Source organism: Methanococcoides sp. (genome assembly GCF_030594565.1).
Classification (GTDB): domain Archaea; phylum Halobacteriota; class Methanosarcinia; order Methanosarcinales; family Methanosarcinaceae; genus Methanococcoides; species Methanococcoides seepicolus.
Genome location: NZ_JAUVEY010000034.1, coordinates 1 through 15,805, shown reverse-complemented (window position 1 = coordinate 15,805; position 15,805 = coordinate 1). Strand labels below are relative to the sequence as shown.

Genomic DNA, 15,805 nt, shown 5'->3' with positions numbered 1-15,805 from the left:
TTTTTAGAAATTATTTTGTAAATTAAAAACAAGAAGTATCTTCAATAAGGATATAGCACATATATAGAGACTTTGCTTTATTAAAAATCGATTAAATATGTTTTTTACGATTATAATTATTAATAATAACTCCATTTTTTTAAAAAATAATAAATAAAATAATAATCAGATTTTAAAGTCCAAATTTTACATTTTGAAGATATAAATTGATAATTAATCTAAATAGTTGATTTTAAAATATTAATTATAATTCTATAATCAAATTGTTTTTTGAGATATAGATAATTCGGAAAAAGCAACACTGTTTTCTAAGATTTATACACAACTTATTTTTTATGAAATATATATTTTTATTCAAGTTGTAGTATGAAACCCTATTATTTATACTGGATAAATATAAATTTTATTTTCTTTTGTAATTAGCTTAAAAATAGTAACTTACATACAAATTTATTAATAGATTAATTACATGTAATGCAGAAAAGTGGAATTAAAATGCTTGATCAGGATTATTCTAATATTTTGTCTAAAGCTTTATCAATAGACAACTGGAGAAATTTGAAGGATATAAAACTAGAAGAGATTCAGAATTTTTTAAATAATCCTTATGTAATGTATCATATGTCTTCTTCTGGATATTACTTATTAAAAATTCCCACAGAAATACTGAATTCTCCAACGACAAGACACTATTTAGATTCATATTATAGTTTATTTTTTTATTATGATTTGGAAAAAAACCCTGACAAAGATGGGCTTCGTTTTTCACCTGTCTTTCATTTTATCACTGAATTAACTATGAAATATGAAGATGAAAAACAAACTTTCGATTTTTTATATAGAAAAACAGCATTCTTATTGACTTTAAATGAAGAACTTAATTTTATTTCTGAACGGTATAAATGGGGAGATGAAACAAAATTCAGGGAAGTCTTTTTGTCCAAATTTGAGAATTTATGCACAAGCTTAGTAGAATTGTTTATTTCATTAATTAACATATACGAAAAGCTAAAGCTAAATCATGATAAACTCGAAGTGGAGAAATTTACGGATATCTTTAAATTTTTCAACAATCCAGAGAATAAACTACCAACTTATTATCATGATGCAAACAGTTTTACTGTAAATTTTTCACTGTATATTTTTATTAGAAACAGTTTGGTTCATAATTTTAAAGAAGTTAAATATGAAGAAGATATACAAAATTTGATGTTAAAAATTGATAATATTCCTCATAACCGAAGAGAAGGTTTCAATAAATATATTGAATATTCATTCAAACGTTATACGGGTCGTAAAACTTCTTCCTCTTTCCAAGAACATGTTGATGATCAATCCCCACATATAAAGATACATTTTTGGCTAAACAGAAAGTCAAAGCTTGAGGTTGAGAAGACAAAAATAGAATTTAATATGGATATAATAAAATTATCTAAAGAGATGTTAAATTATTTATACATATTTGAAATGGATTTATTTAGGGAGATTTTATCGGAACGCTAACCTCGATATATTTTATGCATAAATATTTACATTATGTTAATAAAATCAAAAGGGAAATACTAAAGAATGAGCTTTGAAATAGCGAGATTTTACCCTGTTAGGCCTATGAGATTTCAACAAATATCAGAAAAATAAAAGAAAAAATGATGTCTATAAGGCTCACTAAACCTTATCTCCTATTTTTTTAATTCAGGTTGACCCTCTGGTTAGTTGCGATATAAACAACCCCCTCACAGATATTGCATGCATGGTCAGCAATGCGTTCCAGATATCTGAGAACAAAGATAAGATCGACAGCATTCGGGATCAGGGCCGCATCCTCTATCATCAGGTTTACCAGTTTTTGCCAGGTGGAATAGAACAATCTGTCAACTTGACTATCTTCTTCAGCAGTAGCCTTTGCAAGTTCAGCATCATTTTCAGCATAGGCTTTCATTGAATTTTCCATCATCATTTGTGTGATGGATGCGATCGTGTTAATCTCTGCCAATGGTATGACGTGTTCGCCTTCGATCTTACTGACGAGTTCTGCTATATTCACTGCAAAATCGCTCATTCTTTCAAGGTCGATGGCTATCTTATAAGAAGCGGTTATCAAGCGAAGGTCTCTTGCCATTGGTTGTTGTAGGGCCAGCAAGTGCACGGTAGCTTTCTCGACATCATATTCAAGATCATCAACAATGGAATCCATCTCAATGACATTCTTTGCAAGCTCAAGGTCAAGATATTCCAATGCCTGTACGGAATCGACAAGCATTTTCTGGGATAATTCTCCCATCTCCAGAATTTCCGACCTGAGATCCTCAAGTCGCTGACTAAATTTTTCTCTGACCATGATATCAACCGAATCTTCCTGTTATGTAATCCTCGGTGCTCTTCACCTGCGGATCTTCAAATATGTGCTTTGTCTTTCCAAACTCGATAATTTCTCCATGCAGGAAGAACGCTGTATGGTCGGAAATACGTGCTGCTTGTTGCATATTGTGTGTCACAATGACAATGGTGTAATCCTTTTTAAGTTCAAGAATAAGATCCTCTATCTTGGATGTGGATATAGGATCAAGAGCGCTGCATGGTTCGTCGAACAGTAGTATTTCAGGCTTGACTGCAAGTGTTCTTGCAATGCACAACCTTTGCTGTTGTCCGCCACTAAGCGAAAACGCCTGATCTCCAAGCCTGTCCTGTACCTCTCCCATAAGGGCAGCATCATCGAGTGCTTTGTGTACCCTTTCATCTGTCTCGGATTTTGAACAACCATGTATCTTCGGACCATAGGCGATATTATCATAGATGGACATGGGGAAAGGGTTTGGCTTCTGGAAGACCATTCCCACCTTTTTCCTCAGGTCAACGACATCCACATCTTTATCATAGATGTTCTCACCATCAACAAGTACTTCTCCTTCTATGCTGCATGATTTTACCAGGTCGTTCATACGGTTCAGGCATCTGAGAAAAGTGGATTTTCCACAGCCTGAAGGACCTATCAAAGCAGTAACGCTTTTTTCCGGTATGTCAAGTGAAATATCTTTGAGTGCGTGTTTTTCACCGTACCAGAGATTGAGGTCTTTAATATTGATATTCGTATTAATTTCATTTTTAGACATAAGATCATCCTCGAATTCTCTTTTACCTGTTCAATTTGTTTCGGTAATGTCTTCTTATCACAACTGCGATGCTGTTCATCATAACAACTATCAAGAGCAGTATCAATGCTGTTCCATACTGTATCGGACGTGTTTGTGTGATACTTGTACCTGAGGTCGCCAGCACGAAAAGGTGGTATGGCAATGCCATGAACTGGGAGAATACCGAATCCGGTATTCTTGGTAAGAAGTATGCTGCTCCTGTGAGCAGTATGGGTGCTGTTTCACCTGCAACCCTGCCGATACTCAGTATTATACCTGTCATCATTCCAGGGATAGCTGCAGGCAGTATGACCTTTCTTGTGGTCTGCCATTTAGTGACGCCAAGGGCAAGGGAAGCTTCCCTGTATTCCTGTGGTACTGTCATCAATGCTTCTTTGCTTGCACGGATTATCACGGGCACTATGAGCAAAGCCAACGTCAGGGAGGCTGATAGGATCGATGCACCAAATCCAAAGTACTTGACAAACAATGCCAGTCCGAAAAGACCAAACACTACGGATGGTGTGCCTGCAAGATTATTGATCGCCATCTCAATTGCCCAGGAAGCACGTCCTGGAGTTGAATATTCATTCAGGTAAACTGCTGAGAGTATACCAAGGGGGATAGCAAAGGCCATTGAAAGTCCTATAAGCATCAGACTTCCAACAATGGCCGGATAAATGCCTCCCTGGGTCATTCTTTTCATCGGCATCTGGGTTATGAAATCAAGGCTGAGTGCACTGTATCCGTTGACAGTAATGTAGATCACAATGATCGATACGAAAGCGAGTACAAGTGCCATGGAGAGCCTCAGCGTAGCAAATGCCAGTTTCTCGGATGTCTTTGGTCTTAAGAACATCATACTCCCTCCTGGAGTCTGTATTTCTTCTTTACGCTGTCAGCGATAAGATTGATGATGAATGTTATTAGGAAAAGTACTGAGCCTACTGCGAACAGGGCATGGAAATGTTCACTTCCCTGTGGAACTTCTCCCATTTCAAGGGCAATGGTTGCGGTCATAGTCCTTACCGGATCAAAAAGACCTTCGGGAATTCCGGGTATGATCGCAGTATTTCCTGTGACCATCATGACGGTCATGGTCTCACCGATAGCCCTTCCGATACCAAGCATGACGGCTGCGGATATTCCTGATAGTGCTGCCGGTAATACTACCCTGTAGATGGTCTGCCATTTGGTACTTCCAAGGGCAAGGGAACCTTCCTTGAGTGCAGTGGGAACTGAATTAATGGCGTCCTCTGACACTGATATAATTGTAGGCAGTGCCATCATTCCAAGCATGATAGAACCTGCAAGTGCAGTCTGTCCCGTGGGAAGGTCCAACAGGTCTTGTAATAATGGAACTACTACGATAAGTCCGAAAAAACCATAAACAACAGAAGGTATGCCTGCGAGGATCTCAACAAATGGTTTGATCAATTGTGCTACTTTGGGGTCTGCAAGTTCAGATATATAGAGAGCAGAAGCAATTCCAAGAGGTACTGAGAGGATAATAGCACCGGCGGTTACGATCAATGATCCTGTCAATAGCGGCAATAATCCGAATTTTGCCGGTGATGATGATGGATACCAGGAAGTTTCGGTTATGAATGAAATGAGAGAATAATCACCGAACAAAAGGTACCCTTCTCTAAAAAGGAAAAAACAAAGAAGGAACAGGGCTATGACTGTAATTCCACTTACCATTAATAGAGTGGATTCAATTGCTTTTTCCTTCTTTTTTCTATGCATCATAATTCATCCCTGATCCTTAGAGGATCTGAAAAAATTAAGCAGGGAAGTACCCTACTTCAAAGATGGTCTCTTCTCCAATCTCGCTGGAGATGAATTCAATGAACTCAAGTGCAAGGCCTGTTGGTTCACCGTTGGTGTAGAAGTAAAGTGGTCTTGCAAGTGGGTATGTGCCTGCGAGAATGTTCTCGGAGGTTGGTTTCTCAGCACCGCTACCATTGTCCACTGCAAGTGCTTTTGTAGTACCATCAAGGTAAGCAACACCGACATAACCGATAGCGTTCTGGTTCTGTGATACAGTCTGGATGATCGCTCCGGTTGATGGGTTGATAAGTGCATCAGCCCTGTATTCGTTGCCTGCCAGTACTTCATCTTTGAAGTATTCGTAAGTACCGGAACTGCTGTCACGTGAGAGGACTACTATTTCACGGTCTTCGCCACCGACTTCATTCCAGTTGGAGACGTCTCCTACATAGATTGCTTTGAGCTGCTCGAATGTCAGATATGAGACGGGGTTTTCCGGGTTTACTACAACAGATATACCATCCCATGCAATGGTCTGCTCCAGAGGATCGATGCCATTTGCCTGTGCATTCTCGATCTCTGATCCTTTCATTTCTCTTGATGTCATTGCGATGTCTATCTCGCCATCAATGAGTGCTGCGATTCCTACACCGGACCCTCCTCCGATGATGGATACACTCGTGTCAGGGTATTCCATCATGAAAACTTCAGCTTCAGCCTGTGCAAGTGGGAGAACTGTATCTGACCCCTTGATCATAATCGACTGCATTTCTACTTCACTACCATCATTACCAACACAACCTGCTCCGAAAAGAGCAAGTGAAGTGACCAGCAAGAGCGTGATCATATATGAGATTGATTTTTTGGACATTTTTAGACCTTCTTGAACCTATCCTTTTTGCTTGGTGGACCAGTCCTATAAGGTGCAAATGAGTTGAAATGCATATATAATCTCTCAGTATATTATATAGTGAAGTGCATATACCATTATAGAAACAATAGTTATATATATTCTATATATTCATTGAGGAATTTAATATCGATCTAAAATTTAAAAATAATGATCTAACACCTTTCATCAAGATGTTAAAGCAAATACAAAATCTTATTATTCACCTATTGGCAAGATCGTTTTACCGAACTTTTCATTTATTATTTCAGCCAGTGCCAGATATATTGCACTGAGACCACAAAAGATCCCTTCATAACCAGCGAATTGCTTCATTGCTGCATTCCCTGTGAGATCGGATATGGCTAGCAATAAGAATAACAATGTTAATGATCCGAAGACGACTTGCAAGGCTCTATTAGATCTGAAGGTACCTATGAACATTCCAAAAGTGAACAATCCCCACATGAATAGATATGCTGACATTTCTATTGCGCCTGGAGCGTCTCCTAGACCCAATTTTGGTGCGATCAGTATGAATACTAAAGTGAGCCAGAATGCTCCATATGAAGTGAATGCTGTTGTTCCAAAAGTGTTACCATTTTTCCATTCCATGACCCCTGCTATAATTTGAGCAATGCCTCCATAAAATAGGCCCATGGCTAAGATAGTTACTCCCAGTCCAAAGAATCCTGCATTATGCAAATTGAGCAACACCGTAGTCATCCCAAAACCCATTAACCCCAATGGTGCCGGATTTGCTGTTGTGATCTTGATCACACTTTCATCCATTTCATACTTCCCCCTTATCAATTACCATATCACTTACAATAAAGTTTATGGGTGATGTGGATATAAACATTATCAATTATTAGTGCTTAATTTTTGAATTATTAATATCTGATCAAGTCTTCTAAAGTCATACATTAATCCAATCTGGAAAGATGTTGGGATATTTTCTACAAATATGGAATAAAGGCCATAAATGAATTTAACATGATATAAATAAATATATATTGATGAGGCACATCTTCTACGATGATCCACTGTCTCTGAATTTATTAATTAGGATAAATAGTATTCATAAGGCAATGATGGTTGGATAAGATCATGTATCGAAACTGGGGAAAGTCAAAAAGCGCAACTGAATATGATAATTCTGATTATCACTTATTAGTCTATCATGGCCTGGATGTTGCAGCCACAGGCATAAATATTCTGCAAAAAGATAAATTATTATTGCAAAAATTCACAGACATAATTCCTCTTGATGAGGGCAAGATCATTTCGTTGATCTCGTTTTGTCTTGCAGTTCATGACATCGGTAAATTTTCAGAGCGTTTTCAAAACCTTCAGCCGGAGCTATTGAACAATCTAAGAGATCATGACAGCGACAAGAGCTACACGGTACGCCATGATAGCATGGGGCTACATCTTTGGAAGGAGATATGGTCAACTGCATTTGATGAAAATTGGCTTGGCTTGGATAAGGAGATCTATGATAAATTAGATTGGAATGATCTTATCAGTCCTTGGATCAATTCAGTGACCGGACATCATGGTAAACCCCCGGAATATGTGCACAATGGAATTCCGATAAGTTCAAATGATCTTTTCACAGACGAAGATATTGGAATGGCAAGTTCCTTTGTAAAAGAAGCAGCTTCGTTACTGTTAAGTGATGCATTCGACTTCACATCATGTTCTGAAGTACAGGCATATGATATTGATGATATGATCCTGGCTTTTAAGAGAACGTCATGGCTCATCGCGGGTCTTGCCATCATCAGTGATTGGATCGGTTCCTCAGAAGATTATTTTGAATACCTCCCCTCCGAGATATCACTTGAAGAATATTGGGAGGATCATGCTTTGCCAAATGCTGAAAAAGCACTGGAAGATGCAGGTATCTATCCATCTGCACCTTCTATGATAACTGGCATGGATGAATTGTTCCCAGATATCGTTGTTCCCAGTCCTATGCAAGAGCATGTTTCGAACTGTGAAATTGCAGATGGTCCACAGTTGTTTATTTTGGAAGATGCGACAGGTAGTGGAAAAACAGAAGCTGCATTATGCTTAGCACATCGTTTGATGTCTAAAGGACTTGCACAGGGAGCTTTTGTGGGATTACCTACCATGGCCACATCCAATGCAATGTATGACAGGTTGGGAAATTCATATCAAAGGATGTATGCTAAAGGTGAAAGACCCTCTTTGGTACTTGCACATGGTCAAAATTATCTGTCTGATGCTTTTAGAAGATCGATAGGCTTTCAAAGTTCTAAAAATCGTTATTATGGGAATGGATCTTCAGGTGATGAGACGATTCAGGCACAATGCTCTGCATGGATCGCTGATAACAGGAAGAAAGCATTGCTTGCGGATGTGGGTGTCGGGACCATCGACCAGGCATTGATGGCAATCCTTCAATCTAATCATCAATCTTTAAGATTGTTAGGTCTTTCACGTAATGTGCTCATCGTTGACGAAGTTCATGCTTATGATCCATATATGCATACGTTGCTTTGTAGCCTTCTTGAGTTCCAGGCATCGCTTGGTGGCAGTGTGATCCTTCTTTCTGCCACATTGCCACAGAAACATCGTCAAGGATTAATATCTCATTTTTGTAAGGGCCTAGATAGTTCGACTACGAGTACCTCTAATGAAGAATATGCACTTGTAACTCATGTTTCTGAAAACGAAATCTCTGAAACTCCCATAGGAACACGTTCTGGTACTGAACGTACTGTCAATGTGGAATTCCTACACGATGAACTATCTGTTGAAGACAAGTTGATCAAATGTTCAAAAGAAGGGAAATGCTGCTGCTGGATACGCAATACTGTTGATGATGCCATCGAAGCCTACGACAAGATCGTAGCTGAACTGGGCAATGATGATGTAATTCTGTTCCATGCAAGATTTGCCATGGGAGACCGTTTAAAGATCGAAAGTAACGTTCTTGAAACCTTTGGGAAAAAAAGTGATGGTGACTGTCGTAAGGGAAAGGTACTGATCGCCACGCAGGTCGTGGAACAATCGTTGGACATTGACTTTGATTATATGGTCAGCGATCTTGCACCGATCGACCTGTTATTCCAAAGAGCAGGACGATTACAACGTCATCCACGTGACAAGAATGGTTCCATTAGTGAAAATGATGTAAGAGGAATACCACTTCTTGGGATATTGGCTCCTGAATTATCAAAGGATGTTACTGAGAACTGGTATTCAGACATGTTCAAAGGTGGAGCATATGTGTACCCTTCCCATGGGAAGTTGTGGCTTACTGCTAATTTGCTTTTTGAACATGGCCGTTTTAGTATTCCAAATGACAGCCGATCTTTCATTGAATATGTTTTTGGCGAGAATGCAAATGAAACTGTGCCTATTACACTAAGAACACGTGATGAAAAGGCACAGGGTGAGGCAATGGCTGATAGGGCGATGGCTAACTGGCGTTCCTTGAATCTATTGCAGGGTTATGAACGCTCTGGTTCACAATGGGTTGATGATACCATAACTCCAACCCGCCTGGGTGAATCTGTGAATGTACGCCTTGCACGGCTTGAAGGTCAGAAACTCGTTCCTTTGCTGGGTCCTGATGAACTTTCATGGGAACTTAGTCAATTAAGCATAAGCGGGGGACGTGTGAAATATGCAGATGATCATGGAGAAGAGTTGACGAAATGCATAGAAGAGGCACAGGTATCAATGAGAGATAGAGGTAAATGGAGTGTATTGATCCCCATGGGTTCTGATGATGGCATTAATTGGACAGGTACTGCGAAGAACAAATACAACGATCGTGTCGATCTTGCATATGATGCACGGATCGGACTTAGAATGCGTAATAAATAAAGGGAGTTGAGAATATGACATTCAATTTGATCCATGAAAAGTGGATATGGGTACAGAGACAGGATGGTACAAGGAGTATGATAGCTCCCTGGCAGATCACAGATGAGATTGGATCGAATCCAATTGTCTCTCTGGATGAGCCACGTCATGATTTCAATGGTTCCATGATACAGTTTTTGATAGGACTTGTGCAAACCACAATGTCTCCTAAAAGTGAAAGGGACTGGAGAAAACGCTTTACCAGTCCTCCTACACCGGAGGAGTTGTTAAAGACCTTTGAGAATGTATCTCAGGTGTTCGAGCTGGATGGGGATAATGGGAGATTTATGCAGGACCATGAGCATATAGAAGGTGCTGAGAATCGCGTAGATGCTCTACTCATGGAAATGCCGGGTGCTCAGACTATTAAGCAAAATACAGACCATTTTCAGAAAAGAGATACCGTGGCACGGATGTGTTTGCCCTGTTCTGCTACCGCATTATTCAATTTACAATTGAATGCACCTGCAGGTGGACAGGGGCATAGGACATCACTTCGAGGAGGAGGACCTTTGACTACGTTGGTCAAAGGTAGCAATCTGTGGCAGACCATATGGTTGAATGTTATCTCTGATGAAAATTTCAATGGCCTGGGGGATGTTGATAATTGTGAAATTAGTGATATTTATCCCTGGATGGGACCCACACGCACAAGTGAAAAGAAAGATGCTATGACAACTCCCATGGATGTGAATCCAAAACAAATGTATTGGGGAATGCCTCGCAGGATACGTCTTAATCTTGATGATCTAACAGAAGGAGCTTGTGACGTTTGCGGGTGTGACTCTGATAAATTGGTTTCTAAGTATGTAACAAAGAATTATGGATACAATTATGATGGTGGATGGTGCCATGTGTTATCGCCACATAATGAAAATAAAAATGGACTCTTGCCAAGACATCCTCAACCAGGTGGTATAACTTATCGTCATTGGTTAGGGCTTGTCCAACACGATCCGGATAAGGGATTATATTCATCTTTAGCTTTTGAGAGATTTGTTCAGAAACAGAAGGACCTAATTGACCTGGGCGATGTATTCAAAAACACACCGCAATTGTGGGCTTTCGGATACGATTTTGATAATATGAAAGTTCGCTGCTGGTATGAAAGTACTATGCCATTGTTCAATGTTTCCGATGAGGTGAGGCCGGGATATGAGCAGATCGTATCCCGACTTGTAAAAACTGCTGAGATCATAGGATACAACACCCGAAGCTGTGTCAAAAAAGCATTGTTCGGGGATAATACGCCTAGAGGGGATCTTTCTTACATCGATTCAAGATTCTGGCATGATACTGAACCAGATTTTTACAATATTCTCAATCAATTGATGGATGTTGTGGACGATGAAGCAATGGTCCTTGAGCTGAAAATGAAATGGCATAAGGAATTATCCCGAATCTCGGAGAAGCTTTTTGATGATAGTTCTCAGTCGATGCAATTCAGTGTCATAGACCCTGAACGTGCGGCTTTAGCCCACAAGGACCTGAGAAAGTTCAATTCGGACGGAGGTAAAAAGATAAGAGAAACATTAGGTTTGCCTGAAAAGAAGAAAAAATGAGATCATATTCGGTTCATATTTGTTGAAATTTAAAAGGGGTGAATATAGTGACAAATGGAAGTACTTCATTGGAGAAAAATTCGGATGCATGCAAGGTCCTGATGGCATGGTGGAAGAATCTGGAAAATGAAAGGGGTGATCGAGCAGATCTTCGTAGATGCCACAATGTTGTAGAAGTGGTGTTCAATCCGACCTATCATAGATTATGGTTAGATATGAAAAAGATCGGGTTTGGAAATAGGGATTCAGTTGCATTGATAGCAGGAGTGTTGGCTCATGTTAAAAATGATCTGAACGGGGATTCTTTTGCTGCTCAAATGGCAAGTCTGAACGGTGGTTCTAATTCCCAGGTCAGTGGATTACGCTTTAAGAGATTGTTGAAGATCGAGGAAAAGGCAGAGCTTTTCAGTTCCATGGTCCGTGTTGTCAAACTCATGGATGGGAATGTGAACGTTTGCAACCTTGCAAATAGCCTGTATTGGTGGAATGACATCACTAAAAAACAATGGGCTTACAGCTATTATGAGAAAGCACCAAGGAACAATAATTAAAATTTTATAGGAGATATTAATATGACAAAATTTATACAAATACACACACTTGTTTCATACCCCCCATCGAATTTGAACCGTGATGATCTGGGAAGACCTAAAACTGCTGTAATGGGTGATACTCAGAGGCTTAGGGTGTCTTCTCAGAGCTTGAAGAGAGCATGGAGAACTTCAGACATGTTCAAAGAGTCTCTTGAAGGCCATATCGGCATTCGCACGAAAAGTATGGGTGTAAGTATTTTCAAGGCATTGACAGAAGGTAGCAGATTAAAGGATATGCTGGACAACGTAACTGCACCTATGGTAAATGAAAAAGTGGGAGAGAAGCTTGCTAAGGAATGGGCAAAAACGATTGCCGGAGTATTCGGGAAGTCAAAAAAGGACAGTGAGGACTCACTATCTGGCCTTGAGATCGAACAATTGGCACACTTCAATCCAGAAGAGATAGCTGCAATCGATGAACTTATTGCAAAACTCGCTTCCAGTGGGGAGGCACCTTCAAAGGATGACCTCGTTCTTTTGAGAAAGAATAATACTGCTGTGGATATTGCTATGTTCGGAAGGATGCTTGCATCAAATACAAAATTCAATACTGAAGCTGCTGTGCAGGTCTCCCATGCGATAACAGTCAATAAAGTTGCAGTCGAGGATGATTTTTTCACTGCTGTGGATGATCTGAACAGAGGGGAAGAGGATATGGGTTCAGGACATCTTGGTGAAACTGAGTTCGCATCAGGGCTTTTCTACACATATATCTGTGTTGACCGCGAGCTTTTGGAAAGCAATCTCGGTGGGGACAAGGAGCTTGCAGATAAGTCTATACGTGCTTTGGTCGAAGCAATTGCGAAAGTATCACCGACAGGTAAGCAGAACAGTTTTGCTTCAAGGGCATATGCATCATACATGATGATCGAGAAAGGTAAACAGCAGCCACGTTCACTTTCGGTCGCATATCTGGAAGCAGCTAAAGGAAAAAGCATGCTAAAGGATGCTATCGAAAGCCTCAATCAGACAAATGAGAACATGGAGAAGGTCTATGGTCCATGCTGTGATGATAGGGCTGAAATGAATGCATACAATGGTGAAGGTTCCTTGACCGAGATGCTTGATTTCGTGAACAATTGAGCTATCAGGAGTTGATCGGTGTGAAAGATTATTTGATCTTCCGCCTGTATGGTCCAATGGCATCATGGGGTGATATTGCAGTAGGTCAGCATAGGCCTACCTATGATCACCCATCAAAGTCTGCAATTTTCGGATTGCTTGCGGCTGCTCTTGGAATTCGTAGAGATGAGGAAGAGAGGCTTTTGGAACTTTCAAATGCTTATAGCTATGGCACTCTAATTAATTCAGCAGGGAAATTGCTTCGTGATTACCATACGTCACAGGTACCTTCTGCTGGAACGGGCAGGAACAGAAAGACATTTGCTACCAGAAAGGATGAGCTCGCAGTTCCAAAAGATGAGCTTAACACGGTTCTTTCCACAAGGGATTATTATTGCGATGGGGTCTATACGGTTATACTGTCATGTAAGACGGACACTCCCCCATATTCCCTTGAAATGCTTGCCAGCAATTTGAAAGAACCTTCATTCTGTCTGTATCTGGGTAGAAAATCCTGTCCATTGGCACTTCCAATCAATCCAAAGATAGTGTCTGCTGCAAATATGAAGGAAGCTCTGCAGAATGTTGATCTCGATGAGGATGGACTTGTAAGGAAGATCGAGATGAAGAGTCCTTACAGACTTTATTGGGATAACCCTGAGGAATCTATGACATTTGAGCATACGACTTCCAGGTATGATCAGTTGTTAAGCCGTAAAAGGTGGCAGTTTTCGAAACGGAATGAATACTATGCAATGGTCAGTTTGGAGGAATGAACTGTGTATATGAGTCGAGCAAAATTGCTTCCTGAGGCTATGTCGAGCAAGGTCATAAGGGGCAATATGGGGAACGAGCATAATATTCATCGTCTGGTGTGGTCTTTATTTTCAGATGGTACGGATGCGAAGAGGAACTTTATCTATCGGCAGGAATCAAGTGGTAGCTTACCATCATTCTATTTAGTGTCTGAAAATGAGCCAATTGATGAGCTCGATGTTTGGGATCTTGATGTGAAGCATTATGACCCGATGTTAAAGTCTGGTCAAAAGCTTGCATTTTCCCTTCGTGCTAATCCAATTGTTTCAAAAAGAGATGAAAATGATAAGCAACACCGCCATGATGTTGTCATGGATGAGAAGTTCCGTTTGAAGATGGAAAACGGTGGTAATGTTAAGCTCAATATGCCAGATATTGTGCAGAGAAAGGGGTCAGAATGGCTTTTAAGAAAGGGTGACATGAACGGATTCTCGATCGATGGTGAGCAGGTTCGTGTGGATGCTTATCAGAACCATAAGTTGTTCAAACCGAAAGGTAAGCATCATGTTAGCTTTAACACTGTTGATATTATGGGTACTTTAACCGTTACTGATCCAGATATGTTCAGGGATGCTTTGTTTGAAGGAATTGGACCTTCTAAGGGTTTTGGTTGCGGTCTGCTTCTTGTCCGGCCTTTACGCTAAAGGAGATGTATAAATGCTTCCAAAATTAAAGCCTGTTGCAATTAAGGAACGCTTGTCTTTGTTGTTTTTGGAAAGGGGTGAACTTGATGTGATCGATGGTGCTTTTGTCCTTGTGGATAAGAATGGAGTACGTTCACAGATACCGGTTGGTGGTGTTGCTTGTTTAATGCTGGAACCCGGTACGAGAGTCTCACATGCAGCGATAGCCCTTGCTGCTCGTGTCGGTTGTTTGCTGATATGGGTGGGGGAGGCAGGAGTGCGTCTTTATTCAGCAGGGCAGCCGGGAGGTGCTCGTGCCGATCGTTTGTTGTATCAGGCAAAGCTCGCATTGGATGAGGATCTTCGGCTTAAGGTCGTTCGTAAGATGTACGAGATGCGGTTCAATGAAACGATATCTGAGGGTTATAGTGTTGAGCAGATGCGGGGTATGGAAGCTGCAAGAGTTAAGAAGATGTATAAGATATTTGCTCAGCAATATGGTATTGAATGGAAGGGGCGAAATTATGATGTCGATGACTGGGATGGCGGTGATGTTCAGAACAGATGTCTAAGTTCTGCAACTTCTTGTATCTATGGAGTTACAGAGGCTGCTATTCTTGCTGCGGGCTATTCCCCCGCAGTTGGTTTCATTCATACGGGTAAGCCACGTTCATTCGTTTATGATGTTGCTGATATATTCAAGTTCGAGACCGTTGTCCCTATTGCTTTTCGGATTGCTTCTGAGAGACATACTAATTATGAAAGAGCGGTGAGGCTAGCTTGCAGGGATGCATTCAGGCAAACACGGTTATTGAAGAGGATCATTCCAAGTATCGAGGAGATGCTTAGTTCAGGTGGAATATATCTACCTTCTGCACCAAAGGATACGCTTCCTCCTGCTATTCCTAATGAAAGAGGTATTGGCGATGTTGGTCATCGTACTTGAGAACTCCCCACCAAGATTGCGTGGTCGCCTTGCTGTATGGCTCCTGGAGGTACGTGCAGGTGTTTACGTGGGAGATTATTCTGTAAAGGTCAGAGAAATGATCCTGGAGAACATCGAAGAAGGGCTGGAAGATGGAAATGCAGTTGTGGCATGGAGTTGTCCAAACGAACAAGGATTCGATTTTTTAACCTTTGGCGAGAACAGACGCATTCCAAAAGAAATGGATGGGGTCAAGTTAATATCTTTCCTGCCAGATATATGAATTAAGTCTTCAACGCACCAATCGTTCATGTTTTTAAAGAATAATTTCGATATGTTTTTATTCTTTGGATGACGGTAAGTGATTGGTGCGTTATTTCCATATATATGGAACAGAGTTCCCCACATGTGTGGGGATAAACCATAGCACAACGTTTTTCGTTTTTGATATTAGCAGAGTTCCCCACATGTGTGGGGATAAACCGGACGTGTTTAATTCACTTAACTGGTTGTCTGTGAGTTCCCCAC

The 15,805-nt window shown here is 40.5% G+C and carries 15 protein-coding genes; 9 read left to right on the top strand and 6 right to left on the bottom strand.

Going from position 1 to position 15,805, the window contains the following annotated elements:
- The first annotated feature begins 495 nt into the window (after positions 1–495).
- Entirely contained in the window at positions 496–1,503 is a 1,008-nt protein-coding gene (locus tag QAS77_RS04590; protein ID WP_305064288.1) for a hypothetical protein, read from the top strand.
- 184 nt (positions 1,504–1,687) lie between these two features.
- On the opposite strand, the gene phoU is transcribed toward QAS77_RS04590, so the two are convergent.
- The 6 genes from phoU to QAS77_RS04560 all read right to left on the bottom strand — a co-directional run bounded on the left by phoU (position 1,688) and on the right by QAS77_RS04560 (position 6,585).
- Positions 1,688–2,338 carry a phosphate signaling complex protein PhoU gene (gene phoU / locus QAS77_RS04585; RefSeq protein ID WP_305064287.1) on the bottom strand — a complete coding sequence of 217 codons (651 nt, stop codon included), beginning with the start codon at positions 2,336–2,338 and terminating at the stop codon, positions 1,688–1,690.
- 4 nt (positions 2,339–2,342) lie between these two features.
- Positions 2,343–3,110, bottom strand: a complete 768-nt coding sequence (gene pstB, locus QAS77_RS04580; protein WP_305064286.1) for a phosphate ABC transporter ATP-binding protein PstB — start codon at positions 3,108–3,110, stop codon at positions 2,343–2,345.
- 22 nt (positions 3,111–3,132) lie between these two features.
- On the bottom strand, positions 3,133–3,993 hold the full coding sequence (gene pstA / locus QAS77_RS04575) for a phosphate ABC transporter permease PstA (RefSeq protein ID WP_305064285.1): 861 nt from the start codon (positions 3,991–3,993) through the stop codon (positions 3,133–3,135).
- Positions 3,990–4,883: a phosphate ABC transporter permease subunit PstC gene (gene pstC / locus QAS77_RS04570; RefSeq protein WP_305064284.1), complete on the bottom strand. Its 894-nt coding sequence runs from the start codon at positions 4,881–4,883 to the stop codon at positions 3,990–3,992. Before pstC ends, pstA begins: the two co-directional genes overlap by 4 nt.
- A gap of 34 nt (positions 4,884–4,917) precedes the next feature.
- Positions 4,918–5,775 carry a PstS family phosphate ABC transporter substrate-binding protein gene (locus tag QAS77_RS04565; protein WP_305064283.1) on the bottom strand — a complete coding sequence of 286 codons (858 nt, stop codon included), beginning with the start codon at positions 5,773–5,775 and terminating at the stop codon, positions 4,918–4,920.
- Between the two features lie 237 nt (positions 5,776–6,012).
- The gene (locus QAS77_RS04560) at positions 6,013–6,585 is read right to left on the bottom strand and encodes an acetate uptake transporter (RefSeq protein ID WP_305064282.1); all 573 of its coding nucleotides are present in this window, start codon (positions 6,583–6,585) and stop codon (positions 6,013–6,015) included.
- Between the two features lie 318 nt (positions 6,586–6,903).
- Here QAS77_RS04560 and cas3 point away from each other — a divergent pair, with 318 nt between their 5' ends.
- The 8 genes from cas3 to cas2e are packed head-to-tail and all read left to right on the top strand — an operon-like array spanning position 6,904 to position 15,560.
- Positions 6,904–9,657 (top strand): CRISPR-associated helicase Cas3', encoded by a 2,754-nt coding sequence (cas3, locus tag QAS77_RS04555; RefSeq protein WP_305064281.1) that lies wholly within the window; start codon positions 6,904–6,906, stop codon positions 9,655–9,657.
- Between the two features lie 14 nt (positions 9,658–9,671).
- Positions 9,672–11,258, top strand: a complete 1,587-nt coding sequence (gene casA / locus QAS77_RS04550; protein WP_305064280.1) for a type I-E CRISPR-associated protein Cse1/CasA — start codon at positions 9,672–9,674, stop codon at positions 11,256–11,258.
- A 47-nt stretch (positions 11,259–11,305) separates the two neighbouring features.
- Entirely contained in the window at positions 11,306–11,809 is a 504-nt protein-coding gene (gene casB / locus QAS77_RS04545) for a type I-E CRISPR-associated protein Cse2/CasB (protein ID WP_305064279.1), read from the top strand.
- A 21-nt stretch (positions 11,810–11,830) separates the two neighbouring features.
- A complete protein-coding gene (gene cas7e, locus QAS77_RS04540) occupies positions 11,831–12,934 on the top strand; it encodes a type I-E CRISPR-associated protein Cas7/Cse4/CasC (protein WP_305064278.1) in 1,104 nt (367 codons plus the stop codon).
- A gap of 20 nt (positions 12,935–12,954) precedes the next feature.
- On the top strand, positions 12,955–13,689 hold the full coding sequence (cas5e, locus tag QAS77_RS04535) for a type I-E CRISPR-associated protein Cas5/CasD (protein ID WP_305064277.1): 735 nt from the start codon (positions 12,955–12,957) through the stop codon (positions 13,687–13,689).
- A gap of 9 nt (positions 13,690–13,698) precedes the next feature.
- On the top strand, positions 13,699–14,373 hold the full coding sequence (cas6e, locus tag QAS77_RS04530; protein WP_305064276.1) for a type I-E CRISPR-associated protein Cas6/Cse3/CasE: 675 nt from the start codon (positions 13,699–13,701) through the stop codon (positions 14,371–14,373).
- 13 nt (positions 14,374–14,386) lie between these two features.
- Positions 14,387–15,298, top strand: a complete 912-nt coding sequence (gene cas1e, locus QAS77_RS04525) for a type I-E CRISPR-associated endonuclease Cas1e (RefSeq protein WP_305064275.1) — start codon at positions 14,387–14,389, stop codon at positions 15,296–15,298.
- Positions 15,279–15,560 (top strand): type I-E CRISPR-associated endoribonuclease Cas2e, encoded by a 282-nt coding sequence (gene cas2e, locus QAS77_RS04520; protein ID WP_305064274.1) that lies wholly within the window; start codon positions 15,279–15,281, stop codon positions 15,558–15,560. The genes cas1e and cas2e overlap by 20 nt, the downstream gene beginning before the upstream one ends.
- Positions 15,561–15,805: the final 245 nt, after the last annotated feature.

Bases quoted from the DNA above. Each gene is read 5' to 3' on its own strand.
- cas6e (WP_305064276.1), top strand. From the start codon at position 13,699: ATGAGTCGAGCAAAATTGCTTCCTGAGGCTATGTCGAGCAAGGTCATA.
- pstA (WP_305064285.1), bottom strand. From the start codon at position 3,993: ATGATGTTCTTAAGACCAAAGACATCCGAGAAACTGGCATTTGCTACG.
- QAS77_RS04590 (WP_305064288.1), top strand. From the start codon at position 496: ATGCTTGATCAGGATTATTCTAATATTTTGTCTAAAGCTTTATCAATA.
- QAS77_RS04560 (WP_305064282.1), bottom strand. From the start codon at position 6,585: ATGGATGAAAGTGTGATCAAGATCACAACAGCAAATCCGGCACCATTG.
- cas2e (WP_305064274.1), top strand. From the start codon at position 15,279: ATGTTGGTCATCGTACTTGAGAACTCCCCACCAAGATTGCGTGGTCGC.
- pstB (WP_305064286.1), bottom strand. From the start codon at position 3,110: ATGTCTAAAAATGAAATTAATACGAATATCAATATTAAAGACCTCAAT.
- cas3 (WP_305064281.1), top strand. From the start codon at position 6,904: ATGTATCGAAACTGGGGAAAGTCAAAAAGCGCAACTGAATATGATAAT.
- casA (WP_305064280.1), top strand. From the start codon at position 9,672: ATGACATTCAATTTGATCCATGAAAAGTGGATATGGGTACAGAGACAG.
- cas1e (WP_305064275.1), top strand. From the start codon at position 14,387: ATGCTTCCAAAATTAAAGCCTGTTGCAATTAAGGAACGCTTGTCTTTG.
- pstC (WP_305064284.1), bottom strand. From the start codon at position 4,883: ATGATGCATAGAAAAAAGAAGGAAAAAGCAATTGAATCCACTCTATTA.
- phoU (WP_305064287.1), bottom strand. From the start codon at position 2,338: ATGGTCAGAGAAAAATTTAGTCAGCGACTTGAGGATCTCAGGTCGGAA.
- cas7e (WP_305064278.1), top strand. From the start codon at position 11,831: ATGACAAAATTTATACAAATACACACACTTGTTTCATACCCCCCATCG.
- QAS77_RS04565 (WP_305064283.1), bottom strand. From the start codon at position 5,775: ATGTCCAAAAAATCAATCTCATATATGATCACGCTCTTGCTGGTCACT.